The organism is Mediterraneibacter sp. 210702-DFI.5.30 (genome assembly GCF_020560115.1).
GTDB classification, from domain to species: Bacteria; Bacillota; Clostridia; order Lachnospirales; family Lachnospiraceae; genus Mediterraneibacter; species Mediterraneibacter faecis.
In genome coordinates, this window is record NZ_JAJCME010000008.1 from 102,577 (window position 1) to 128,003 (window position 25,427).

Annotated in this window: 18 protein-coding genes and 1 pseudogene; 17 read left to right on the forward strand and 2 right to left on the reverse strand. The window is 42.1% G+C overall.

The genetic code is table 11. The features are described from left to right. Window positions 1-8 precede the first annotated feature (8 nt). The 7 genes from LI126_RS10160 (at window position 9) to LI126_RS10190 (ending at window position 7,557) form a co-directional block, all read left to right on the forward strand. On the forward strand, window positions 9-1,442 hold the full coding sequence (locus LI126_RS10160; protein ID WP_020437114.1) for a glycoside hydrolase family 1 protein: 1,434 nt from the start codon (window positions 9-11) through the stop codon (window positions 1,440-1,442). Window positions 1,443-1,464: 22 nt separating this feature from the next. After that, window positions 1,465-1,965, forward strand: a complete 501-nt coding sequence (locus tag LI126_RS10165; RefSeq protein WP_020437113.1) for a PTS sugar transporter subunit IIA — start codon at window positions 1,465-1,467, stop codon at window positions 1,963-1,965. A gap of 323 nt (window positions 1,966-2,288) precedes the next feature. Then, the gene (gene cysK / locus LI126_RS10170; protein ID WP_015530088.1) at window positions 2,289-3,221 is read left to right on the forward strand and encodes a cysteine synthase A; all 933 of its coding nucleotides are present in this window, start codon (window positions 2,289-2,291) and stop codon (window positions 3,219-3,221) included. Window positions 3,222-3,335: 114 nt separating this feature from the next. Then, window positions 3,336-4,643, forward strand: a complete 1,308-nt coding sequence (locus LI126_RS10175; RefSeq protein WP_015530089.1) for an O-acetylhomoserine aminocarboxypropyltransferase/cysteine synthase family protein — start codon at window positions 3,336-3,338, stop codon at window positions 4,641-4,643. A gap of 89 nt (window positions 4,644-4,732) precedes the next feature. Beyond that, on the forward strand, window positions 4,733-5,176 hold the full coding sequence (locus LI126_RS10180) for an RrF2 family transcriptional regulator (protein WP_020437112.1): 444 nt from the start codon (window positions 4,733-4,735) through the stop codon (window positions 5,174-5,176). A gap of 33 nt (window positions 5,177-5,209) precedes the next feature. Continuing rightward, a complete protein-coding gene (locus tag LI126_RS10185) occupies window positions 5,210-6,361 on the forward strand; it encodes a trans-sulfuration enzyme family protein (RefSeq protein ID WP_227165309.1) in 1,152 nt (383 codons plus the stop codon). An 11-nt stretch (window positions 6,362-6,372) separates the two neighbouring features. Then, window positions 6,373-7,557, forward strand: a complete 1,185-nt coding sequence (locus tag LI126_RS10190; RefSeq protein ID WP_055165842.1) for a MalY/PatB family protein — start codon at window positions 6,373-6,375, stop codon at window positions 7,555-7,557. 117 nt (window positions 7,558-7,674) lie between these two features. On the opposite strand, the gene LI126_RS10195 is transcribed toward LI126_RS10190, so the two are convergent. Beyond that, window positions 7,675-8,103, reverse strand: a complete 429-nt coding sequence (locus tag LI126_RS10195; protein ID WP_117540402.1) for an RrF2 family transcriptional regulator — start codon at window positions 8,101-8,103, stop codon at window positions 7,675-7,677. Window positions 8,104-8,441: 338 nt separating this feature from the next. Between LI126_RS10195 and LI126_RS10200 the strand changes: the two genes are divergently transcribed. The 6 genes and pseudogenes from LI126_RS10200 to xylB all read left to right on the forward strand — a co-directional run bounded on the left by LI126_RS10200 (window position 8,442) and on the right by xylB (window position 15,713). Next, window positions 8,442-9,167 carry a hypothetical protein gene (locus LI126_RS10200; RefSeq protein WP_227165310.1) on the forward strand — a complete coding sequence of 242 codons (726 nt, stop codon included), beginning with the start codon at window positions 8,442-8,444 and terminating at the stop codon, window positions 9,165-9,167. A gap of 19 nt (window positions 9,168-9,186) precedes the next feature. Beyond that, window positions 9,187-10,005 (forward strand): AraC family transcriptional regulator, encoded by an 819-nt coding sequence (locus LI126_RS10205; RefSeq protein ID WP_227165311.1) that lies wholly within the window; start codon window positions 9,187-9,189, stop codon window positions 10,003-10,005. 174 nt (window positions 10,006-10,179) lie between these two features. Then, window positions 10,180-12,252: an efflux RND transporter permease subunit gene (locus LI126_RS10210; protein WP_227165315.1), complete on the forward strand. Its 2,073-nt coding sequence runs from the start codon at window positions 10,180-10,182 to the stop codon at window positions 12,250-12,252. Between the two features lie 135 nt (window positions 12,253-12,387). After that, window positions 12,388-12,516 (forward strand): annotated as a pseudogene (locus LI126_RS10215) (DUF4867 family protein); the annotation flags it as partial. Window positions 12,517-12,677: 161 nt separating this feature from the next. Then, window positions 12,678-14,162 carry an L-fucose/L-arabinose isomerase family protein gene (locus tag LI126_RS10220; protein ID WP_055146588.1) on the forward strand — a complete coding sequence of 495 codons (1,485 nt, stop codon included), beginning with the start codon at window positions 12,678-12,680 and terminating at the stop codon, window positions 14,160-14,162. A gap of 87 nt (window positions 14,163-14,249) precedes the next feature. Beyond that, entirely contained in the window at window positions 14,250-15,713 is a 1,464-nt protein-coding gene (gene xylB / locus LI126_RS10225) for a xylulokinase (RefSeq protein ID WP_227165312.1), read from the forward strand. 95 nt (window positions 15,714-15,808) lie between these two features. On the opposite strand, the gene LI126_RS10230 is transcribed toward xylB, so the two are convergent. Continuing rightward, window positions 15,809-16,699: an undecaprenyl-diphosphate phosphatase gene (locus tag LI126_RS10230; protein ID WP_227165313.1), complete on the reverse strand. Its 891-nt coding sequence runs from the start codon at window positions 16,697-16,699 to the stop codon at window positions 15,809-15,811. A 319-nt stretch (window positions 16,700-17,018) separates the two neighbouring features. On the opposite strand from LI126_RS10230, the gene LI126_RS10235 reads away from it, so the two are divergent. From LI126_RS10235 to LI126_RS10250, 4 genes are all read left to right on the forward strand, one after another. After that, window positions 17,019-17,714, forward strand: coding sequence for a response regulator transcription factor (locus LI126_RS10235; RefSeq protein WP_015530100.1), 696 nt, complete (start codon window positions 17,019-17,021; stop codon window positions 17,712-17,714). A 97-nt stretch (window positions 17,715-17,811) separates the two neighbouring features. After that, window positions 17,812-20,502, forward strand: coding sequence for a HAMP domain-containing sensor histidine kinase (locus tag LI126_RS10240; protein ID WP_227165314.1), 2,691 nt, complete (start codon window positions 17,812-17,814; stop codon window positions 20,500-20,502). A gap of 666 nt (window positions 20,503-21,168) precedes the next feature. After that, entirely contained in the window at window positions 21,169-23,070 is a 1,902-nt protein-coding gene (metG, locus tag LI126_RS10245) for a methionine--tRNA ligase (RefSeq protein ID WP_055173215.1), read from the forward strand. 793 nt (window positions 23,071-23,863) lie between these two features. After that, the coding region (locus LI126_RS10250) for a hypothetical protein (protein ID WP_331469904.1) at window positions 23,864-25,427 on the forward strand (1,564 nt) is incomplete at its 3' end.

Consider the following 25,427-nt stretch of genomic DNA (forward strand, 5'->3'; position numbering starts at 1 on the left):
GAGCAGATATGGCATTTAGAAAAGATTTTTTGTGGGGAGGAGCATGTGCAGCAAACCAGTTTGAAGGAGCTTGGAACGTGGATGGAAAGGGAATATCAGTTCCGGATCTGTGTACGAATGGAACAAAGCGGAATCCAAAATGTATTACGACAGAGATAAGAGAAAACAGATTTTATCCAAGTCATGAGGCAATTGATTTTTATCATCATTACAAAGAGGATATTGCCCTTTTTGCGGAGATGGGATTCAGAGTTTTCAGAACATCGATCAACTGGACGCGGATTTATCCAACAGGAATGGAAGAAGAGCCGAACGAAAAGGGGCTTGTCTTCTATGAAAATGTTTTTAAAGAATGTAAGAAATACGGGATTGAACCACTGGTAACTTTGAGCCATTATGAGATGCCATATGCACTGGTAGAGAAATATAACGGATGGGCTGACCGGAATGTCATTGCGTTGTTTGAAAAATATTGTTATACAGTTTTTGACCGCTATCAGAATCTGGTGAAATACTGGCTTACCTTTAATGAGATCAATGGAGGTGTAACTCCTCTTGGTACAACCCTGTCTCTTAGTACGGTGAGAGGATATGAAGGACCGGTTGCAGACGCACCGGTAAGTCCACAGGTTCGGTTTGAGGCACTGCATCACCAGTTATTGGCTTCCGCAAAGGTAGTTGCATATGCACATGAGCATTATCCGCAATTTCAAATGGGGGATATGAATGTATTTCTGACGGCGTATCCGCTGACTTGTGATCCGGAAGATGTGCTGGCTGCGCAGAAACACAATCATGTGATTAACTGGTTCTGTTCAGATGTGCAGATCCGGGGAGAGTATCCGTCTTATATGAAACGTTATTTTAAAGAGCAGGGAATCTGTCTGGAAATCAGTGAAGAAGAGAAAGAAATATTAAAAAGAGGAACTGTGGATTTTTATACTTGCTCTTATTATATGTCTTCCTGTATTACAACGCATGAGGGAGAAGCAACAGTGGAAGGCAATCTGGCAGGTGGAGCGAAGAATCCGTATCTGCAGGCCTCCGACTGGGGCTGGCAGATTGATCCGGATGGACTAAGGTATTCTTTGAATGAGATTTATGAACGTTATAGAATACCAATCATGGTTGTGGAAAATGGACTTGGTGCAAGAGATGAAAAGGCAGAGGATGGACAGATTCATGACAGTTACCGAATTGACTATCTGAGAAGACATATTGAAGCTATGTATGAGGCAACAGAAGATGGGGTGGATCTGATGGGTTATACGCCGTGGGGATGCATTGATCTGGTCTCTGCATCAACCGGCGAAATGGCAAAAAGATATGGATTTATCTACGTCAATAAATTTGATGATGGAACCGGGGACCTCTCAAGAGAAAAGAAAGATTCCTTCGATTGGTATAAGAACGTAATCGCAACGAATGGACAATGTTTATGAAAAAGAAAGGTAGAAAGTAAGTATGTTTTCATTTTTTAAGAAGAAAGAAGCACCGGTAGAAGAGAATAAGACACCAGTTCTGACAGCTTATCTGTCAGGAAAGGTAATCCCAATCGATGAAGTAAAGGATGAGGTATTCTCTTCCAAGGCGTTAGGTGACGGACTTGGAATCGAGCCGGAAGGCAATGTGATCGTAGCTCCATGTGCAGGAACAGTTTCAGCACTGATGGAAGGATCCAAACACGCAGTAGGTCTTACACTTTCCAACGGAGCAGAGATTCTGATCCACGAGGGAATCGACACGGTAAATATGGAAGGAGAAGGCTTCAAGTACTTCGTAAAAGAAGGACAGAAGGTCAATGCAGGAGATAAGCTCCTTCAGTTCGATTCGGAGAAGATCAAAGCACACGGATATGAGACAACCTGTATTTTTGTTGTCACAAACGGAGATGAATATCCGGATATGAAGTTACATACAGGAATGGATGCAGTACAGGGTGAGACTGTGATTGCGGAGTTCTAGGAATAAAATCCGACAGAAGATATAAGGATTAGAAGAAAAGACCGATGGGTTCGTCTGAGAGGGCGGGGCATCGGTCTTTTTAACACATTTACGCATACAGGACACCTCTCTTTTCGGGGCAGTGAAAATGAAACAGTATATGTTATTAGTAGCGGATTTTTTTTGCATTTTTTGATTATTTACATCTCCGATCGATATTGTATAATAAAAAATGTAGAAAAATATTAAAACATAGTTGACAGATGGGTTTTATAAGTATATAATACAAACCATCAAAAACACACCAACTAAGTAGGTTAATAAAGAAAGTGAGGATATAGACTATGGCGGCAATTTATAAAGGCACACTTGGACTGATTGGAAACACACCACTTGTTGAACCTGTGAATCTGGAAAAAGAGCTTGGACTTGAAGCAACGATTCTTGTAAAGCTTGAGTATCTTAATCCGGCAGGAAGTGTGAAAGATCGTGTTGCGAAGGCAATGATCGAAGATGCAGAAGAGAAAGGAATCCTGAAAGAAGGTTCTGTTATCATCGAACCTACTTCCGGAAACACAGGAATCGGACTTGCATCAATCGCAGCAGCGAAGGGGTACAGAGCAATTCTTACCATGCCAGAGACCATGAGTGTTGAGCGAAGAAATATCCTCAAAGCATATGGAGCAGAGATCGTACTTACAGAAGGTACAAAGGGAATGAAGGGAGCAATTGCAAAAGCTGAAGAGCTTGCAAAGGAAATCCCGAACAGCTTTATTCCGGGACAGTTCGTTAATCCGGCGAACTCAAAAGCACACAGAGAGACAACAGGCCCGGAGATCTGGAAAGACACAGATGGAAATGTTGATATCTTTATCGCCGGTGTCGGTACAGGTGGAACACTGACAGGTGTTGGTGAATATCTGAAGTCCCAGAAACCGGATGTGAAGGTTGTAGCACTTGAGCCTGCAGCATCTCCGGTACTTTCAGAAGGAAAGGGCGGACCGCACAAGATTCAGGGAATCGGAGCAGGATTCGTACCGGATGTCCTTAATACAAAGATCTATGATGAGATATACAAAGCAGACAATGACGAAGGATTCGCAGCCGCGAAGCTTCTTGCAAAGACAGAAGGAATCCTGGTAGGTATTTCTTCAGGAGCAGCACTTTCCGGAGCGATCGCATATGCAAAGAAACCGGAGAACAAGGGCAAGACAATCGTAGCACTTCTTCCGGATAGCGGAGACAGATACTACTCTACACCACTCTTTACAGAGTAGGCACGAATATCAAGACAACAGCAAGGCATTAATTAAGTAAGATTTTAACTTCCAAACAGCTCTGGTTGCGGAATAAGAATACAAAACAGGAATTAGAAAAAGGAGAATAAACCCATGGCAAAATTAGAGAGAAAAGACAGAAAATTTAAATTTGAGACATTACAGCTTCACGTAGGCCAGGAGCAGCCGGATCCGGTGACAGATGCAAGAGCAGTACCAATCTACCAGACTTCTTCTTATGTGTTCCGCAACAGCCAGCATGCAGCAGACCGTTTCGGACTGAAAGACGCAGGAAATATTTACGGACGTCTGACAAACCCGACAGAGGATGTGTTTGAGAAGAGAATTGCAGCACTTGAAGGAGGTACAGCAGCACTTGCAGTAGCATCCGGAGCAGCAGCAATCACATATACAATTGAGAATTTGGCTCAGCAGGGAGATCACATCGTATCTGCAAAGAATATTTATGGAGGATCTTTCAACCTTCTTGAGCATACACTTCCGAATTATGGAATTACAACAACATTTGTTGACATTTTCAATTTGGAAGAAGTTGAGAATGCAATCCAGGAGAACACAAAAGCTGTTTACATCGAGACACTTGGTAACCCGAACTCAGATGTAGTTGATATTGAAGCAATCGCAAATATCGCACATAAGCATAAAATCCCGCTTGTTGTAGATAATACATTTGCAACACCTTATCTTGTAAGACCAATCGAGTACGGTGCTGACATTGTTGTTCACTCTGCTACAAAGTTCATCGGTGGACATGGAACAACAATCGGTGGAGTTATCATCGAGGGCGGTAAGTTCGACTGGGAGGCTTCAGGAAAATTCCCGTCACTGACAGATCCGAACCCAAGCTATCACGGCATCAGCTTTACAAAGGCTTGCGGACCGGCTGCATTTGTTACAAAGATCAGAGCAATCCTTTTGAGAGATACAGGAGCAACAATTTCTCCGATCAGTTCCTTTATCTTCCTGCAGGGACTTGAGACACTTTCCCTTCGTGTAGAGCGTCATGTGGAAAATGCACTGAAGGTTGTTGAGTATCTGAACAATCATCCACAGGTTGAGAGAGTACATCATCCATCTGTAGATCCGGATCCGAAGCAGCAGGAACTTTATAAGAAATATTTCCCGAACGGCGGTGGTTCTATCTTCACATTTGAGATCAAAGGTGATTCTAAGAAAGCTCAGGATTTCATTGATAACCTGGAACTGTTCTCACTGCTTGCAAATGTAGCGGATGTGAAATCACTTGTTATCCACCCGGCAACAACAACACACAGCCAGTGCACGGAGGAAGAGCTTCTCGATCAGGGAATCAAGCCAAACACAATCCGTCTGTCCATCGGTACAGAGAATATTGATGATATCATTCAGGATCTGGATGAGGCATTCAAAGCAATTCAGTAAATAAGAATCAGAGAAAACAGAAAAATCTGTAAGAAGTAGGAGCAGTAAAAGCTGCTCCTATAGTGTTTAGAAGAAAGGAGTAGAAGCGTTTGAAATTATCAAAGAAAAGTAGATATGGACTGCGTGCTCTTATTGATCTGGCGGTGAATTCACGGACAGAGCTGGTCTCATTAGGAAGTATCGCACAGAGAAATGACATTTCCGCCCAGTATCTTGAGCATGTATTTTCAGCTCTTCGCAAGGCTCATATTGTAAAAAGTATGAAAGGTTCCCAGGGAGGATATTTTCTGGAGAGAGATCCGAAAGAGATCACGGTTGCGCAGATTGTAGAAGCATTGGAAGGAACTTATGATCTGGAAGATGAAGTTGATCGAAACAACGTGGGACGTGGAGATCAGGAAGCAATTCAGCATCTGATCATTGATCGAATCAATGATTGTGTTCAGGAGATTCTGGAAGATGTGACGCTTAAGGATCTTGTGGATGCATACGAAGGGTATCAGGATTCTGTTGAGGGAATGTACTATATTTAATAGAATGAAACGTAAGGAGCAGAGACAGACAGCATGGCAGAAAATTATCAATTTGAAACACGATGTATTCACGGGGACGGAGGATTTGTAGAGGAACATCCATACGGAGCAGTCTCCGTTCCCATTTTTCAGACAGCAACCTTCGCACACCCGGGAATCGGGAAAAGTACAGGATATGATTATTCTCGTGAGAGCAATCCGACACGGTATGAATTAGAAAGCGTAATGTCCTCTTTAGAAGGAGCGGATGACAGTATTGCGTGCTCGACAGGAATGGCGGCAATTGGAATCTGCCTGGAGCTTTTCGGAGAAGGAGATCATATTTTATGTACAGAAGATCTGTACGGCGGAACTGTGCGAATGTTTGAAAGCATTGGCGAAAAGCGAGGATTAAAGTTTTCTTATGTAGATACTTCAGACATTGATCTTGTGAGAAAGAACATCCGGAAAGAGACAAAGGCACTTTATATTGAAACACCAAGCAATCCAACGATGAGAATCACAGATTTTGCAGAGATGAGAAAACTCGCAGACGAATTCGGGTTACTGATTCTTGCGGATAATACATTCCTTTCTCCTTATTTCCAGAAACCGCTACAGTTGGGTGCTGATATTGTAGTACATAGCGGAACAAAATTTCTTGGAGGACACAATGATGTTCTCGCAGGATTTGTTTGTGTCAAAGGAAAAGAGCTGTCGGAAAAATTGCGTTATACATATAAGACAGTTGGCTGTAGTCTGTCTCCGTTTGACAGTTTCCTTGTACTTCGCGGAATCAAAACTTTATCAGTGCGTCTAGAGCGCCAGCAGGAGAATGCGAAAAAGATCGCACTTTGGCTGAAAAACAGACCGGAAGTGACAGAAGTTTATTATCCGGGTCTGGAAGATCATCCGGGTTACGAGGTGAACCGGAAGCAGGCGACAGGAGCAGGAAGTATGCTTTCTTTCCGTGTAGATACGGTGGAACGTACAAGAAAGATTCTTGAAAGTGTGAAATTGATTTCTTATGCGGAGAGCCTTGGCGGTGTAGAATCATTGATCACATATCCAATGCTTCAGACACACGGTGATGTACCGGTGGAGATAAGAGAACATCTTGGAATCACAGAAGATTTCCTTAGAATGTCTGTTGGAATTGAAAATGCTGAAGATCTGATCAAAGATCTGGAACAGGCATTTCAATAAAAGGAGTAAAAATGAGTGAGAAGAATTTGAATTTTGACCAGCCTGTAGAGAGAAGAGGAACCCACAGTCTGAAGTATGATTTTGCAGAAGAAAGAGGGAGAAAGAAAGATATTCTTCCGTTGTGGGTCGCTGATATGGATTTTAAGACGTCATCTTTCGTCCAGGAAGCATTGATCCGTCAGGCAGAGCATGGAATTTATGGATATACAGAGTCAGATCAGGAGTATTACGATGCGGTCAGCTCCTGGATGGAACGCCGTCACGGATGGAAGATCGACAAGGAGTGGATCACAAAGACTCCGGGAATTGTCTTTGCACTGGCAATGGCGGTGAAGGCTTATACAGAACCTGGGGATTATATTCTGATCCAGGATCCGGTCTATTATCCATTCCGGGAAGTGATTGAAAGCAATGACCGTAAAGTGGCCGCCAATATCCTTATCCGTAAGGAAGATGGATCTTATGCGATTGATTTCGAAGATTTTGAACGCCAGATCGTGGAAAAGGGTGTGAAATTATTCTTATTCTGCAGCCCACACAACCCGGTCAGCCGGGTATGGACAAGGGAAGAAGTGGAGCGTCTGGGAGACATTTGCCTAAAGCATCAGGTGATTATTGTAAGTGATGAGATTCATGCAGACTTCGTATTTGAAGGGAAGCATCAGGTGCTTGTAGATCTTAAGGACGAGTATAAAGACATTACAGTGACATGTACTTCCCCGGGGAAGACATTCAATCTTGCTGGACTTCAGATTTCCAATATTATCATTCCAAATGCAAGCCTTCGCAAGGAATTTCAGCATCAGGTAACTGCAGCCGGGTATAGTCAGGTCGGCGCACCCGGAATCTTTGCGCTGATCGCTGCATATACTCAGGGCGAAGAATGGTATCAGGCGATGAAACAGTATGTGAAGTCGAATATTGATTTCCTTCATACATGGATGGCAGAACATTTACCACAGATCAAGGTGACAAAGACAGAAGGGACCTATCTCGTCTGGATGGATTTCCGAGCATTAGGGCTTTCAGACAAGGAACTAAAAGAACTGATAGAAGATAAGGCAGAAGTCTGGCTGGACGGAGGAGCAATCTTCGGAGAGCCTGGAAGTGGTTTTGAGCGGATCAACGTGGCTTGCCAGAGAGCGACGCTTGTGGAAGCGTTGGATCGGATTGAAAAAGCAGTGAAAAATAAATAAAAAGAAAACAGAAAAAGATGGATAAGCAACGCCCTCAATGCTTAGCCATCTTTTTCTATGTAGATCTGAACTTTCATTGTTTGAAACAGCTGTTATTTCGTTCCCCCTGAAATAATGCTACTTCTCAATCTTGCATGGAATGATCGGTTTGCGAAAGTCAGCAAGTGTAATGCTTCCAAGATAATCTTCAATAAGATTATTCAGCTTTTCCCAGATCGGACGTGTCGGACACTGACCAGCACGTGCGCATTCCGGTGCATGATCCTCCAGACATGCTACTGCCGCAAGACTTCCTTCTGTCGCATGAAGAATGGAAGCGAGAGTGTATTCTTCCGGAGATTTTGTCAGGCGGTAGCCGCCGCCCTTTCCGCGAAGTCCAAGGATAAATCCTTGTGTGACAAGAGATTTTAAAATATTTTCCAAATACTTTTCAGAAATCTCCTGACGTGCTGCGATCTCTTTCAGCGGTGTGTAAGAGTCCGGATCCTGCTGAGACAGATCAATCATGACTCGGAGAGCATAACGCCCTCTTGTAGAGATAATCATAACCTATTTCCTCCCAAGTTACCTATAATTTTACATTGTGAATAGTGTATCATATGTTAAGAAAATAAACAAGCTGTCGAGGTAAAGTGAAACAGTGCAAAAGCATTAAAGTTTGTTGAAAACAAACGAAAACGAGTGTGTCTAAAAATGAAATAACCGTGAAATTGTATTAACTTTACTGGAATTTACAGTGCGTTTGTGATACTCTAAAGACTGTAAGTCCTGATCGGAATGCTATCTTTCTGATCAGACAGAAAAGACTGGGTTACTGTTCACTCCCGTGTCAATCACTTCGCTGATTGACACGGAGTGAACAGTAACAAGACTGGAGAGAGAATATGAAAAGATTAGTAGTAGCATTACTTCTGGCAAGCACATTGTGTATGACAGGATGCGGCGATACGAAGAAAACAGAACCGGCTGCATCTACGACAGAAGAGGTGGACAAAGCAAGCAGTACGATGAAAGAACAGATGGGAGACAACGCGGTTCTTCCAAGTGATTCTGTTAAGAGAGTTATGGCAAAGCAGTGGAAGGTGATTGGAACAGATACTGTGTATGATCTGAAAGAAGATGGAACAGGAACTAAGGATGACGCCGGACTGACATTTGAGTGTGGATTTGATGAGGATAACAACATTACAATCAAGATCACAATGGACGGCGAAGAAGAAGGTAAACTGTATGCGGTTACGACAGATGATACAGGCTATGGCATAGTGCTGAAGTCCCTGGATGGTGGAAAGGATATGAAGTTCCTTCAGGCGGATACAGACCTTCTGGATCTGACGGATGAACGTGCGAAGGGGCTGATCGGAAAGTGGACAGACAACAGCGGAAATGAATATAAATTAAAGAAGGACGGAAAGCTTGTGATCAAGAGTTCCTCCGGTGAAACAAAGGGAACATATTGTGTTGCAGAGAATGCAGACGGTACATTGAGGCTGAATCTGGTTATCTCCGGTGGAACACTGGAATATGTCTATACACTGTCAGATGATGGATCTACAGTGGAATTATGTAGTCCGGGAACAGATACGGTACATAAGTGGACGAAAGCCTAAAGTGTGGTGAATAAAAGAGATGCAGTTTGCGCATGAATTGATCGTTCCGGAAGTTGGATTTCCTTTTAAACTATTCTTATTTGAAGGCAGAGAAGGACATTACCATAGAGAAAAACATTGGCACAGGTCGATTGAGATTTTTGCAGTGTGCGACGGAGAACTGGAATTTAAGATCGATGAGAAGACCTGGCATCTGACAGCGGGAGAATTTATGATTGTGAATTCGAATGAGGTTCATGAAGTAGATTCTCCGTTGCCAAACGAGACGATTGTTCTTCAGATTCCGTTGAAAGTTTTTGAAAAATATTATACAGGTGAGCAGTTTATCTGGTTTACGCATGAACCGGGATGTAAGGACGCACGCTTTATGGAATTGTTGGAAGAACTGTATAAGACGTATTGCGAAAAGCAGTGTGGATATGACATGAAGATGAACAGTATTTTTTATCATCTGCTATATCTGCTGGTGAAGGAGTATCGTCTGACAGAAGTGGAGGATGCTTTTGTCAGAAAGAATAAGAATCTGAACAAGCTTTCGACGATTACTGCTTATATGAAAGAGAATTATGCACAGGAGCTCAGTCTGGAAGAAGTGGCAAGAATTTTTGGCTACTCACCAACGTACTTGTCGAGGATGTTTCAGAAGTATGCTGGAATCACATACAAGAGTTATCTGCAGAATATTCGTCTGGAATATGCAATGAAAGACCTGAAGGGCGGAAAATATAATATCACTGAGACAGCACTTCGCAGCGGCTTCTCCGGAAGCAAGGCGATGGCAAGGGCATTTCGAAAAAAATACGGAATTCTTCCAAGTGAATATAAAGAAAATGCGTAGCATTTTGGAGGCTGGCTCTGAACAGTTACGAAAATGGAATATAAATAAAAAGAAAAAATGACTAACAGTACAAAACATATTGACTGTTAGTCATTTTTATTGTATAGTGCAAGAAGAGATTAAAATGACCAATGGTCATAAAAAGGATATAAGGAAGGGAGCGAAAGGGATATGATGGTAAAGTTTGGAAAAAAGATAGTAAAATTCAGAGTGCCGATTCTGATTCTCAGTATCTTATTGTTGATTCCGTCTGCATTGGGGTATCTGCATACGAGAATTAATTATGATGTATTGACTTACCTGCCGGATAACATCGAGACGATGAAAGGCCAGGATATTTTGGTAAATGATTTCGGTACAGGTGCATTTTCGATGTTTATAGTCGATGGAATGGAAGATAAGGATGTATCGAAGTTAAAGCAGAAGATCGAAAAGGTGGATCATGTAAAAGATGTTATTTGGTATGATTCTATCGCAGATATCAGTATGCCGAAGAGCATGCTGCCGACAAAAGTCTATGATGCATTTAACTCCGAGACCGGAACGATGATGGCAATCTTCTTTGATGAAGGAACATCTTCGGACGGAACAATGGAAGCAATCTCCGAGATCCGTTCTCTGGCGGGCGAGCAGTGCTTTTTAAGTGGTATGTCAGCTGTTGTTACAGATACGAAGGAGCTGGCGGAGAAAGAGACACCGTTGTATGTATTGATCGCGGTTGTGCTGGCGATGATCGTACTTGGTCTTACAATGGAATCGTTCTTTGTACCGATCCTCTTCATGCTCAGTATTGGAATTGCGATTGTCTATAACCTGGGAAGTAACTACTTTATGGGAGAGATCTCCTATATTACAAAGGCACTGGCAGCAGTTCTGCAGCTGGGGGTAACATTGGATTACTCCATTTTCCTGATGCACAGTTACGAAGAACAGCAGATCCGTTACAATGGAGATAAACATCGTGCAATGGCACATGCAATCTCACAGACATTTTCATCTGTAATCGGAAGCTCCGTCACAACAATTGCCGGATTTATCGCACTGTGCTTTATGTCATTCACACTTGGACTTGATATCGGTGTTGTTATGGTTAAGGGTGTTATCCTTGGTGTACTTGCCTGCGTAACAATCCTTCCATCCATGATCCTGTGTTGTGACAAGATTATTGAGAAGACAAAACATAAACCATTCCTTCCGGATATCGGAAGAATTTCAGACAAGGTTACAAAGAGATATCTGATTTATGTAGCGCTCTTTATTATTTTGTTATTCCCGGCAATCTACGGAAATAACCATACAGGCGTTTATTACAACCTGGATGAGACACTTCCAAAAGATCTTCCGAGTATCATTGCAAATGAGAAATTGAAGGAAGATTACGACATGAATACGACGCACATGATTCTTGTAGACAGCTCTACAGATTCAGCGGACGTAGGCAAGATGCTGAATGAGATGGATAAGGTGGACGGAATCAAATGGGCACTTGGACTTGACTCCCTGATCGGGCCGTCCGTACCGGCAAGCATGATCCCGGATTCAGTGACAAGATCATTAAAGAATGATAAGTACCAGCTTGTACTGGCGAACTCAGAATATAAGGTAGCTACAGATGAATTGAATGACCAGATCAAAGAGCTGAATACGATTCTTCATAAATATGATGAAGGTGGAATGCTGATCGGAGAAGGTCCTCTGACAGCAGACCTGATCGACATTACAGATAAAGATTTCAAGACAGTAAGTGCAGTATCAATCGGAATTATTTTCGTGATCATCATGCTTCTGTTCAAGTCAATCTCACTGCCGATCATCCTGGTAGGCGTTATTGAGTTCGCGATTTTCGTCAATATGGGTATTCCATACTACATGGGAACTAAGTTGCCATTCGTGGCATCCATCGTAATCGGAACCATTCAGCTTGGATCCACCGTAGACTATGCAATTCTTATGACAACTCGTTATAAGAGAGAGCGTAACCATGGCGCGAATAAATACGATTCCATCACAACTGCGCACCGTGTATCCGCACAGTCTATCATGGTAAGTGCGTTGAGCTTCTTCGCAGCAACGATCGGTGTAGGACTTTACTCCAACATTGATATGATCAGTTCCCTGTGTATCCTGATGGCGAGAGGAGCACTGATCAGTATGGTAGTCGTAATCTTCGTACTACCGTCTATGTTCATGGTATTTGATAAAGTGATCGTGAAGACAAGTAAGGGATTCCTGCCACCGAAGGAATAATGGGGCGTGGAATAGGATGAGAGAGGTATGCCAAATTAGGATGCTAAGGCATATTTCACTTTCAGAAAGAAAAGATAAGAAATGGGCATTATTTGGCTAATTATTTGGTCGATAATGCCTTTTTAAGTTGGTAAAATGACCATAGAAACAAACGAAACAGGAAACAGACTTCTTGCAGCGATGAATAAATGGCTGATCGCGCATGAGGATGCACAGATTGAAGGAGCATTTTGCGGATTAAAAGGCGAGAACGTCGAAGTCTGATTGAAAATGGATGCCGGGGTTTCCAAAAATCAGGATCATGTTATTCACAAGGTCTCTGTATGATGTGTGGAAAACCAAATGAAATTACAGGAAAAGTGTGGATAACGTAACATGAGAAAGATAGAAATAATAACAAGGATAAAGAAAGCGAGGATTTTATTATGAGTAACATGCCAGAATTGAAAATCGGTGTTGTAGCAGTGAGCAGAGATTGTTTCCCGGAGAGTCTTTCCGTGAACAGAAGAAAAGCATTGATTGATGCCTACACAAAAAAATATGGTGAAGGAACTGTCTATGAATGTCCGATCTGTATCGTAGAGAGTGAGATCCACATGGTGCAGGCGCTGGAAGATGTAAAGAAAGCAGGATGTAACGCACTGGTTGTTTATCTTGGAAACTTCGGACCGGAGATTTCTGAGACACTGCTTGCAAAACATTTTGACGGACCGAAGATGTTTGTCGCAGCTGCAGAGGAGACACAGGATAATCTGACACAGGGACGTGGAGATGCTTACTGTGGAATGCTTAATGCAAGCTATAACCTGAAACTTAGAGGAGTAAAAGCTTACATTCCGGAGTATCCGGTAGGAACAGCAGAGGAATGTGCTGATATGATCCATGAGTTTGAACCGATCGCGAGAGCAGTTGTCGGATTAAGTGACTTAAAGATCATCAGCTTTGGACCGCGTCCGTTAAACTTCCTTGCATGTAATGCACCAATCCAGCAGCTTTACAATATCGGAGTTGAAATTGAGGAAAACTCTGAACTTGACCTTTTCGAGGCTTATAACAAACATGAAGGTGATGAGAGAATTCCGGCCGTTGTAAAAGAGATGGAAGAAGAGCTCGGAGCAGGAAATAAGAAACCGGAGATTCTTCCGAAACTGGCTCAGTATGAGATTACTTTAAAAGACTGGATCGAGGAGCACAGAGGATATAGAAAATACGTTGCAATCGCAGGAAAATGCTGGCCGGCATTCCAGACACAGTTCGGATTTGTTCCATGTTATGTAAACAGCCGTCTGACAGCTCAGGGAATCCCGGTATCCTGTGAGGTTGATATTTACGGAGCACTCAGCGAGTTTATCGGAACTGCTGTCAGCCAAGATGCAGTAACACTTCTTGATATCAACAATACAGTACCGGCAGATATGTACAAAGAGAGCATCGAAGGAAAATTCCCATATACACAGAAAGATACATTTATGGGATTCCATTGTGGAAATACAGCTTCCGGCAAACTTGCTTTCTGCGAAATGAAATATCAGATGATCATGGCAAGATCTCTTCCAATCGAGGTTACACAGGGAACACTTGAGGGAGACATCAAACCTGGAGATATCACATTCTACAGACTGCAGAGTACATCTGACAATGTACTTCGTGCTTATGTTGCACAGGGAGAAGTACTTCCGGTTGCTACAAAATCCTTCGGATCTATCGGAGTGTTCGCAATTCCGGAGATGGGAAGATTCTACCGTCACGTACTGATCGAAAAGAATTATCCACATCACGGAGCAGTTGCTTTCGGACACTTTGGAAAAGCATTGTTCGAAGTATTTAAATACATTGGTGTGCCGGTTGAAGAGATCGGATACAACCAGCCGAAGGGTGTAAGATATCCAACAGAGAATCCGTGGGGTTAATTACATAGAAAGTTATAAGCATAGAAAACGGGCAGAGAGCCGTGCCGGAAACGGCAAGGCTCTCTGTCTTTATACAGGAGGAACGACATGTTATTTGTAGGAGTAGATCTTGGAACATCCGCAGTAAAACTTCTTCTGATGGATGAGAATGGAAAGATCAAGAATATCGTATCAAAAGAATATCCGTTATATTTCCCACATCCGGGATGGTCAGAGCAGAAACCGGAAGACTGGTTTGCACAGAGTATGGAAGGGCTGAAAGAGCTTCTTGAAGGCTTTGATAAGGATCAAGTAAAGGGAATCAGTTTTGGAGGTCAGATGCACGGTCTTGTTGCGCTTGATAAGGAAGACAAGGTGATTCGCCCGGCAATTCTGTGGAACGACGGACGTACTGCAAAACAGACCGATTACCTGAATCAGGTGATTGGAAAAGAGAAGCTTTCAGAGTATACAGCAAATATTGCATTTGCCGGATTTACAGCACCGAAGATTCTTTGGATGAAGGAAAATGAACCGGAGAATTTTGCAAAGATTGAGAAAATCATGCTTCCGAAGGATTATCTTGCATATCGTCTGTCAGGGGCTTTTTGCACAGAGTATTCAGATGCTTCCGGAATGCTGCTTTTGGATGTGGAGCATAAGTGCTGGTCTGCAAAAATGCTTGAGATCTGTGGTATTACAGAGGCACAGCTTCCAAAGCTTTATGAAAGCTGGGAAGTAGTTGGAACTTTGAAAGCAGAGATCGCAGCAGAACTTGGCGTATCAGAGGATGTAAAAGTAATTGCAGGAGCCGGGGACAATGCGGCGGCAGCAGTTGGAACAGCAACGGTCGGAGACGGCGGCTGCAATATTTCTCTCGGAACATCAGGAACACTCTTTATTTCCAGCAAGAAATTCGGAGTAGATAAGAACAATGCACTGCATTCCTTTGACCATGCAGACGGTAACTATCATCTGATGGGATGCATGCTCAGTGCTGCTTCCTGTAATAAATGGTGGATGGATGAAATCCTTAAGACAAAAGATTATTCGGCAGAACAGGCAGGAATCACAAGGCTCGGCGAGAACCATGTGTTCTATCTTCCATATCTGATGGGAGAGCGTTCTCCTCATAATGACCCTTCCGCAAGAGCAGCATTTATCGGAATGTCTATGGACAGCACAAGAGAGGATATGACACAGGCTGTGCTGGAAGGTGTCGCATTCGGACTGCGTGATTCTCTGGAAGTTGCAAGAAGTATTGGTGTGAATCCAGAGAGAACAAAGATCTGTGGCGGTGGAGCAAAGAGTCCGCTGTGGAGAAAGATCATTGCAAATGTGATGAATATGAAAGTAGATCTGATCGAAAGCGAAGAAGGTCCGGGCTATGGAGCGGCAATCCTGGCAGCAGTTGGATGCGGCGTATTTGATTCGGTGGAAGAGGCTGCGAAGAAACTTGTGAAAGTAACAGGAACAGAAGAACCGGATCCGGAACTGGTGCAGAAGTACGAGGAAAGATATCAGGAATTTAAGAAACTGTATCCGGCATTGAAAGGATTTTTTCAAGAATAGTAATAACTGACAAATAAAAAATTCCCAATAGAAAATCATGCTTCAGAAAGCATTTGAGCTGAAATTCTATTGGGAGTTTTTGATATTAGGAAATCTTACGCTAAAAACAACGCATACAGTATCACAAGAATACCAAGCACGATTCTGTAATATCCAAATACTTTGAAATCATGTTTCTTAATATATCCCATCAGGAATTGAATAACGATAATAGAAGAAACAAATGCTGTTACCATACCAATCAGAAGAATTATTGCTTCTGTTCCGGTAAAGTTCAGACCAAACTTCACAAGCTTCAGAAGACTTGCACCGAACATAACCGGAATCGCAAGTACGAAAGTGAATTCAGCAGCAACGGTTCTGGATACTCCAAGGATCAAAGCACCGACAATTGTTGCACCGGATCTAGATGTTCCAGGGAAGATTGCAGCGATCAGCTGGAAAAGTCCAATCAAAAATGCAGTCTTATAAGTAAGTTCATCCATACTGTTGATCTTCGCAGGTTTGCCCTTGTGATTATTCTCAACAATGATAAAGGCGATACCGAAGACAATCAGAGCAATCGCAACGCAAGGGTAATTGTAAAACCATTTCTCAAACAGATCATTGAACGGCATTCCGATCACGATCGCAGGGATACATGCAACAAGGACTTTCAGCCAGAGGATAATGATATCCATCTTCACATAACTTAAAATTCCATTTCCGGATTTCTTTTTTCTATGTGCATGTTTTGCCTGGCGGCGTCTGACCGTGTGACTTCCTTCCGGTGCACCAAATGGGAAGATCTGGTTCCAGAATAAGAGGACAACGGCAAGAATCGCACCTAACTGGATCACAACTTCAAACATACTGTAGAATTCTTCGGAAACATCTAATTTCACAAACTGATTCAAAAGGATCAGATGTCCGGTGCTGCTGATCGGCAGCCATTCTGTGATTCCTTCCACAATTCCAAAGAGGAAGGATTTCAAAACTTCAATCATTCTTAATTTATACTCCTTTTTATTGATGGATTGCAGCTATACTAAGAGATTCTAGCACTAAATGCAATCATTTTTGTGCAGCTACACTTATGTTCTAAAGAGGCTCACGGTTTCTTATTATAAAGCGTTGGCAAAAGATGTGCAAGAAATAGAAAGTATTTAAATTGTTAAATCGTCGATTTAAGAAATTCCTAATATTTTTCCAATCTATCTCTTAAAAACCATCAAGTATCATGTATACTATAGTTAGAACTTGATCATGTGATAATTATGTTGCTGCGCTGTTATCGGTGTCAGCAATTATCGAGGGGTATGTAAAATGTATAAAATATTAGTATGTGATGACGATAGAGAAATCGTAGAAGCAATCGAAATTTATCTTTCCCAGGAGGGATATCAGATCTTAAAAGCATATGACGGAATCGAGGCACTGGAGATTCTGGAGAAAGAGGAAGTGAATCTTCTGATCATCGATGTCATGATGCCAAGACTTGACGGAATCCGTGCGACATTGAAGATCCGCGAGAAGAACAGTCTGCCAATCATTATTTTGTCTGCGAAGTCAGAAGATACCGATAAGATTCTTGGACTCAATATCGGTGCGGATGATTATGTGACAAAGCCGTTCAATCCGCTGGAACTTGTGGCACGAGTGAAATCACAGCTGAGAAGATTTAACGAGCTTGGCGGAACAGCACAGGAGCCAAAAGAGACGATTTATAAGGTGGGTGGCCTTCAGATCAACGATGATCTCAAGCAGGTAACAGTAGACGGAGAATTTGTGAAACTGACACCGATTGAATACAATATCCTTTTGCTTCTGATGAAGAATCAGGGAAAAGTATTTTCAATCAATCAGATTTATGAATCCATCTGGAATGAAGAGGCAATTGGTGCGGATAACACAGTTGCAGTTCACATTCGTCATATCAGAGAAAAAATAGAGATCAATCCGAAAGATCCACGTTACCTGAAAGTAGTCTGGGGTGTCGGATATAAAATCGAAAAAGCATAGTGCGAACAGTAACAAAAGCACATGTAAAAATGGATAGAAAAAGCATATAAGAGAACATATAAAAATGCATAAGAAGGCATATAAGGAAGGGTTAACAATGAAGAAATGGTACAGGAAGACTGTGACAAGGACAATCGTTCTTGTTGTGGCGATTCTTAGCGGAGCATTGCTTGTGACAAATTTGCTTTCTCTCCTGACACTGGCGGGGGGAATGAGTTTGTCACAGATTCAAAAGATGAATACACAGTCTTTTGAAGAATCCGAAGAATTCAGCAAGATGGTCGAAAGTTACATGTACGATGTACAGGAGAAGCTTTATCTGCAGAATCTTTTTGAAAGTGACGGTGCCTACAATCCGAAAAAACTGGTGGATGTAATGGAACTGTCAAAGAAGGGAAAGATATCTGAGACGAATCTGTCCGGTGTCACGTACACAATGGAAGAGCTGGTAAATTGGGGCGAGACTTACAGTGGGACAGATAACGACAATCTTTACAAACAGAATGGCGTGATTGTCTGTCAGAAACCGGACGGAAATTATTATTACTATTATATGAATGATTTCTTTTCTCTTGTAAATGCAGGAAAACTTCAATTTCAGATGGGCGAGCAGGACAGAGATCAGTTCTTGGCAGGATTGCAGGCGGGCGAATTTACGACTTCCGGTTATTATACATTTCAGATTACAGATGAAAACGGTGAGCTGCTTTATACAGACTGCTGGAACTTTGGTCAGTCAATGATTGAAAAATATGCACCGGTCGGAGCGGATAATCTACTCCAGGTTGTAAATAATAATCCGCAGTTAAATGGAAGACTGACATTGGTTTATGATAATATTGCCACAGCATTGCAGACAATCTATGAAGACTGGCAGGATTATGAAGGCGGTTGGAATTATCTGGAAGAAGGGAATACCAATTTTACCTATCTGTATGCAGATGAATCGACAAAGAAGGTTACTACAAATAAAGCAGAATATGCAAATTATGCAGATGTAAAGAAAAGCATAGAAGACATGATAGAATCAGCGTCAAAGAACCCTGTGAAATATATGGTAATCTATCCTGAATTGAAAGATTTTAAGACGAATATGAACGTTTCTTATTCGGATCAATGGCTCAATACACGTTCTTATGGTTACTATTCCGGCGGAACAAAGTGGAAAGATGTTTTTGCAGTTGCAGTGGACACAAACTATCCGATCCAGGATCAGTTTTACCAGAATAGCATCGAATATCAAAATAACATTCCGCATATGAAAGCGGCATTATATTTTATGATTTTCAGCAGCGTACTCTTTTTGATCACAGTAGTGTGGCTGACATTGGGTGCCGGAAGAAAACCGCAGGATGAAGAACTGCATTTGTTAAAGTTCGATTCCTGGAAGACAGAGATTGCTGCTGCAGTTGTTATTTTTGTCTGGGTGATTGGAAGTTATTTCTTTTTTGTAGCAGGAATCGATGGAATTCATATCTTATTTGATGGAATTACAGGGTTGAGTAGTTCATACGGTGCTGTGGAAAGTGATACATTTATTCCATCATCCTATGTTCCGAATGTATATGTGCAGACTTTAAGTCTCGGAGAATCAGTAGGTGCGTTTGCATATGGAGCATTTACATTTACCTGCTTCTTTGCCGGCTATCTTAGTCTGGTAAGAAGAATTAAGGCAAAGAGTCTGTGGGAAAACAGTCTGCTTCGAAGCTTCGGTATATTTATCGGGAAAATATTACGAGACATGAAGCTTACAAAGAAAACAGCAGGACTTTTGATTCTTTATTTCCTGTTTCAGCTTTTCGTGCTCTGGGGTGGAGATTTCTTCCTGGTGATTCTGCTGCTGATTGCTGATGCAGTGCTATTCTATTACATGGTTTCAAATGTGATGGAGAAGAATCGATTGAGAAAAGGAATTCAGGAGATCGCTGCCGGAAATATGAGTTATCAGATTCCAATTGACGGACTGCATGGGGAGAACAAGAAATTTGCATTGATGATCAACGGGATCGGAACCGGACTTAACAAAGCAGTTGCCGAGGCAATGAAAAACGAACGTCTTAAGACAGATTTGATCACAAATGTTTCTCATGATATTAAGACACCACTGACCTCTATTTTGAACTATGTCGGCATCTTAAGACAAACAGATCCAGCGGATCCGAAAGTTCAGGATTATCTGAATATTCTGGAAGAGAAAGCACAGAGACTGAAGACATTGACAGAAGATGTAGTAGAAGCATCGAAAGTCAGCAGCGGGAATATTTCCCTGGAATATATGGATCTTGATCTGTCGGAAATGATCCAGCAGACGCAGGGTGAACTCGAAGAAAAATTCGAGGCGAGAAATCTGGCAATCATCACAGATCTTCCGGCAGAACCGGCTGTTGTGCATGTTGATGGTAGAAGAATGTGGCGTGTCTTGGAAAATATTTACGGAAATGCAGCCAAGTACGCAATGCCTGGAACCAGAGTTTATGCGACTTTGAAAACAGATGATACAAAGGTAAGATTTTCATTGAAAAATGTTTCCGAGCATCAGTTGAATATTCAGGCTGACGAACTGACAGAACGTTTTATCCGCGGAGATATTTCCAGAAGTACGGAGGGAAGTGGATTAGGACTTTCTATAGCGAAGAGCCTTACAACAATGCAGGGAGGTACATTTGATCTGTATCTGGACGGAGATTTGTTCCGGGTAGATATTACATTTCCAAGAGTGAAAGCAAAAGGAAATGCTGCCGGGGTAACAGAGGAATTAGCAGAGAAATCATCAAGCGGTGTATCTTGACATTCTATTCGCGTTATGCTACCCTTTTTAAGGAATGAAAAGCAGTGATAAGCGAAACGCGATGAGGAAGAGAGTAGTCTGTAACAGATTCTACAGAAAAGTCCTGAAGGCTGTCAGGCCGGATGTTGAGAGGGATGGATGGAAGACAGATGAAGATGGCTTCTGAGCAGCGCAGATGAGCCTGAACAGAGTGAGCAAGTGAGTTGTTTAAGCAGCAATCTTGAATAAAAAGATCCGGGTTAGTCTGTGAAGGGATTCGCCCTTTATAGCGAAGAGTATCAACAGTGAGAAATGCCGTAGTATTCAAAGTGGTTTTGATTAACAAAGCAGTTTTTACTAACGAAAGTGCAGATACTCATAGAGGTTTCTTTCCGCGAGGAAGGAACGAAGAGAAGTGGTAACACGGAAGTAGGATTCGTCTTCTCAGGGATGCAAGTCCCTGGGAGGGCGTTTTTTAATATATTAGGTTCTTTCCTAATATATTAAAAACGCTCCGCTAGGGATATGCGCTGCGGCGTACAAAGTAGGTGTCGCAAGCGACCGCCGCAAGTGCAAGAATGTGCCTTGGCACATTCTTTTTTCGCGAAAGATCCAGCAGAAAGTCGTAATAGTAGTCACTGGAATTTGAGAAAAGAATCCCACATTGTGGGAAAAGGAGGCAGACAAATGTCAGAAAAACCAAAATATTATATAACAACAGCGATCGCCTATACATCAGGTAAACCGCATATCGGAAACACATACGAGGTCGTGCTTGCAGATGCAATCGCACGTTACAAGAGAAGCCAGGGATATGATGTATTCTTCCAGACAGGAACAGATGAGCACGGACAGAAGATCGAGCTCAAAGCCGAGGAGGCTGGAATCACACCAAAGGAATTCGTAGATAATGTATCAACAGAAATCAAAAGAATCTGGGATCTGATGGATACATCTTATGACAAATTCATCCGTACAACAGATGAAGATCATGAGAAACAGGTTAAGAAGATTTTCAAGAAACTTTACGACAAGGGAGATATTTACAAGGGACATTATGAAGGAATGTACTGTACACCATGTGAGTCTTTCTTCACAGAGTCTCAGCTTGTAGATGGAAAATGTCCTGACTGTGGACGCCCGGTTCAGCCTGCAAAAGAAGAGGCATATTTCTTCAAAATGAGCAAATATGCAGATCGTCTGATCGAGCATATCAATACACACCCGGAGTTCATTCAGCCGGTTGCCCGTAAGAACGAGATGATGAACAACTTCCTTCTTCCGGGACTTCAGGATCTGTGTGTATCCAGAACATCCTTCAAGTGGGGAATTCCGGTAGATTTCGATCCAAAGCACGTTGTATATGTATGGCTTGATGCTCTTACAAACTATATCACAGGAATCGGATATGATGCAGACGGAAACAGTACAGAGCAGTTCAACAAGCTGTGGCCGGCAGACCTTCATCTGATCGGAAAAGATATCATCCGTTTCCATACAATTTACTGGCCAATCTTCCTTATGGCACTTGATCTTCCACTTCCGAAACAGGTGTTCGGACATCCGTGGTTGCTTCAGGGAGACGGTAAGATGAGTAAGTCTAAAGGAAATGTTCTTTATGCAGATGAACTCGTTGATTTCTTTGGCGTAGATGCAGTTCGCTACTTCGTACTTCATGAGATGCCATTCGAGAATGACGGTGTTATTTCCTGGGAGCTGATGGTAGAGCGTCTGAACTCTGATCTTGCAAATACACTTGGAAACCTTGTAAACAGAACTGTTTCTATGACAAACAAATACTTCGGCGGAACAGTAGAAGATAAGGGTGTTGTAGAAGATGTAGATGCAGAACTGAAAGCAGTTGTAGAGAATGCTTCTAAAGCAGTTGATGCTAAGATGGCAGACCTCCGCGTTGCCGATGCGATTACAGAAATCTTCAATCTCTTCAAACGCTGCAATAAATACATTGATGAGACAACTCCTTGGGTACTCGGAAAAGATGAATCCAAGAAGGATCGCCTTTCTACAGTACTTTGGAATCTGATCCAGAGCATTTCTGAAGGTGCAAGACTTCTTGAATCCTTTATGCCTTCTACAAGTAAGAAGATCCTTGAGCAGCTTGGTAACGGACATGTAACAGAGAAACCGGAGATTCTGTTCCAGCGAATGGATCTCGAAGAGGTTATGAAGAAAGTTAAAGAACTTCATCCGAAGGTAGAAGAAAAGAAAGAGGAAGAAGCTGTTATCGACATTGAGCCGAAAGATGAGATCACATTTGAGCAGTTCGGAGCAATGCAGTTCCAGGTTGGAGAGATCATTGCATGTGAGGCTGTAAAGAAATCCAAAAAGCTTCTCTGCTCTCAGGTAAAAGTTGGAAGCCAGGTAAAACAGATCGTATCCGGAATCAAAGCACATTACACACCGGAAGAAATGGTTGGTAAGAAAGTTATGGTTCTTGTAAACCTGAAACCTGCGAAGCTGGCAGGCGTACTTTCAGAGGGAATGTTGCTTTGTGCAGAAGATGCAGAAGGTAACCTTGCACTGATGACACCGGAAAAAGAAATGCCGGCTGGAGCAGAAATCTGTTAATTGAAATGTTTGAAAATTCAGACAATTACAACCAAAGCAGATAATAAATAAAAAATATAAAAAAATCAAATGAATATATTGACAAATTAGACGTCGAATGTTATTATATAACCATCAAAGAGAGAAAGAAATCTCCCAAAGATATTTAACTAAGAAGGCAAAAGTAACAGATGCCTGATTAGATTAAAAATACAAGTTCAACAGGAGGTCAGTCCCATGGACAGTATAGTTTCAGATTTTTATCAATATGTCAGTGGTATGATGAGTGAAGGTTCCTGTGAAGAAAGAGACCTTTGCCAAGCGTAAAAGTCCAGTAGAAAGAAAAGAAGATCAAAGATCGGAGAGTACGGAAACTGGAAGCAAAGAGAAAAAGATGAATCACTCATAGATGTATTGAATAAAAATACCGCATATAACATAGAATGAAAAATGTGTAAAGAAACATTGAAAGGACATGTTATAATCTCAGATTTGTTATAAAAGCAGGAATGACTTGACAGAAGATTTAATACATAAAGTATTGAATGGATATGAAAATCATTCAAGTGATAAAATAACAGACGACAAAGGTCTCACAGGAACGTAGAATCGCGAATAATCTCCGATACAAAATATAAAATTATAATAATAATACAATTAAATAACACTAAAAATGCACTTTCAAAAGGAATTGAAGGTGCATTTTTTTGACATTACAGACCTCATATGGTAGAATAATGAAAGAGTATCGGCTAGTGCCTAATGGACACATTCAGACCAAAACTAATATTTCAATGACAATGAGGTGAGTACAGTGGATAAGTATGAATATAAGTTAAAGACAGAAGAGATGCTGGAACTTATGGAAGATGGAGAATACAGAAAAGCAGCGGCAGCAGCAGATCTGATTGACTGGAAGCGTGTCCGTAACGCAGGGATGCTGATGAATGTCAGTGATATTTATGAAAAAACAAAAGAGTATCAGAAGAGCTATGAGGTGATGAATCTTGCATATCGCCGTTCTGAAGGAAGCCGCAAGGTGATCTATAAGTTATGTTCTCTTGCAATTAAGACAAAGAATATAGATGAAGCAATCGACTATTATGACGAATTTATCCAGATTGCACCGAAAGATCCGAACAGGCATATCCTTAGATATCAGATCTTAAGAGCGCAGAGAGCGCCGATCGAACAGCAGATTGAGGCTCTGGAGGAATTTAAGAAGGCAGAATATATTGAAGAGTGGGCTTATGAACTGGCGAAGCTTTATCGCGAAGCAGGTATGATGACAGAATGTCTGGAAGAGTGTGATGATCTGATCCTTTGGTTCAGCGAGGGTAAGTATGTTTATAAGGCAATGGAACTGAAGATGCAGTATAAGCCATTGTCACCATCGCAGCAACAGAAATATGATCACAGATATGAGAAGCTTTCTTCAGAGACAGAAGAAATACCGGATCTGGCTTCCTATTTAGGAGAAGACGAGGAAAAAGATTCTGCGTCAGAAGGAGCTGAAGCACTTGGAGATACAAGATCAATCGGTCTGACAGAACAGCCGGTGATGGAAAACGACAGTACTTCCGATGTGATTGACACGGATGCGGTTACTTTGGAAGCGACAGAAGAGCCGGATGCCGAAGTAGAAAATCCGGAAGAAGCAGGAGTAGAAACAGCAGAAGTTATAGAAGCTTCCGAGGATGAGTCAGAAGTTCAGCCGGCAACGGTAGAGACAAGTGGAGATAAGAGAATACTTAGCAAAGATACTGCTTCCATACCGATTGTCGGTAAGAATCCGGTAAAACCAGTCAAGAAGAAACTTGGAGATACGATGCGGTTAGATGAAGCTCTGCAGCAATTACTCAATCCGAAACCGGAAGTTCAGGCAGAACCGGGAGAAGAAGTCGAACCGGATATGACAGATCTGGAAGAGGATATTGCAGCAATTGAGGATGTAGAAGATCTTGAGATCGTGAATCAACTGACAGAAGAGAAGAAAGCTGAGGAAGCCAGTAAAGAACGAGTAGTTCCATCAGGGATGAAAGAACTGATACCGGAACCGGAGACAGAAGAAGAACTTATAGAACAGGCAGTGGAGGAGACTTCAGAAGATGCAGTTACTATAGAAGCAGGAGAAGCAGAACCGGAAGAAGTTCTTGAAGTAAAAGAGGCAGAACCGGAAGAGGAAGAAATCCTTGAAGTAGAAGAAGCAGAACCGGAAGAGGAAGAAGTCCTTGAAGTAGAAGAAGCAGAACCGGGAGAGGAAGAAGTCCTTGAAGCAGGAGAAGCAGAACCGGGAGAGGAAGAAATCCTTGAAGCAGAAGAAGCAGAACCGGAAGAGGAAGAAATCCTTGAAGTAGAAGAAGCAGAACCGGAAGAGG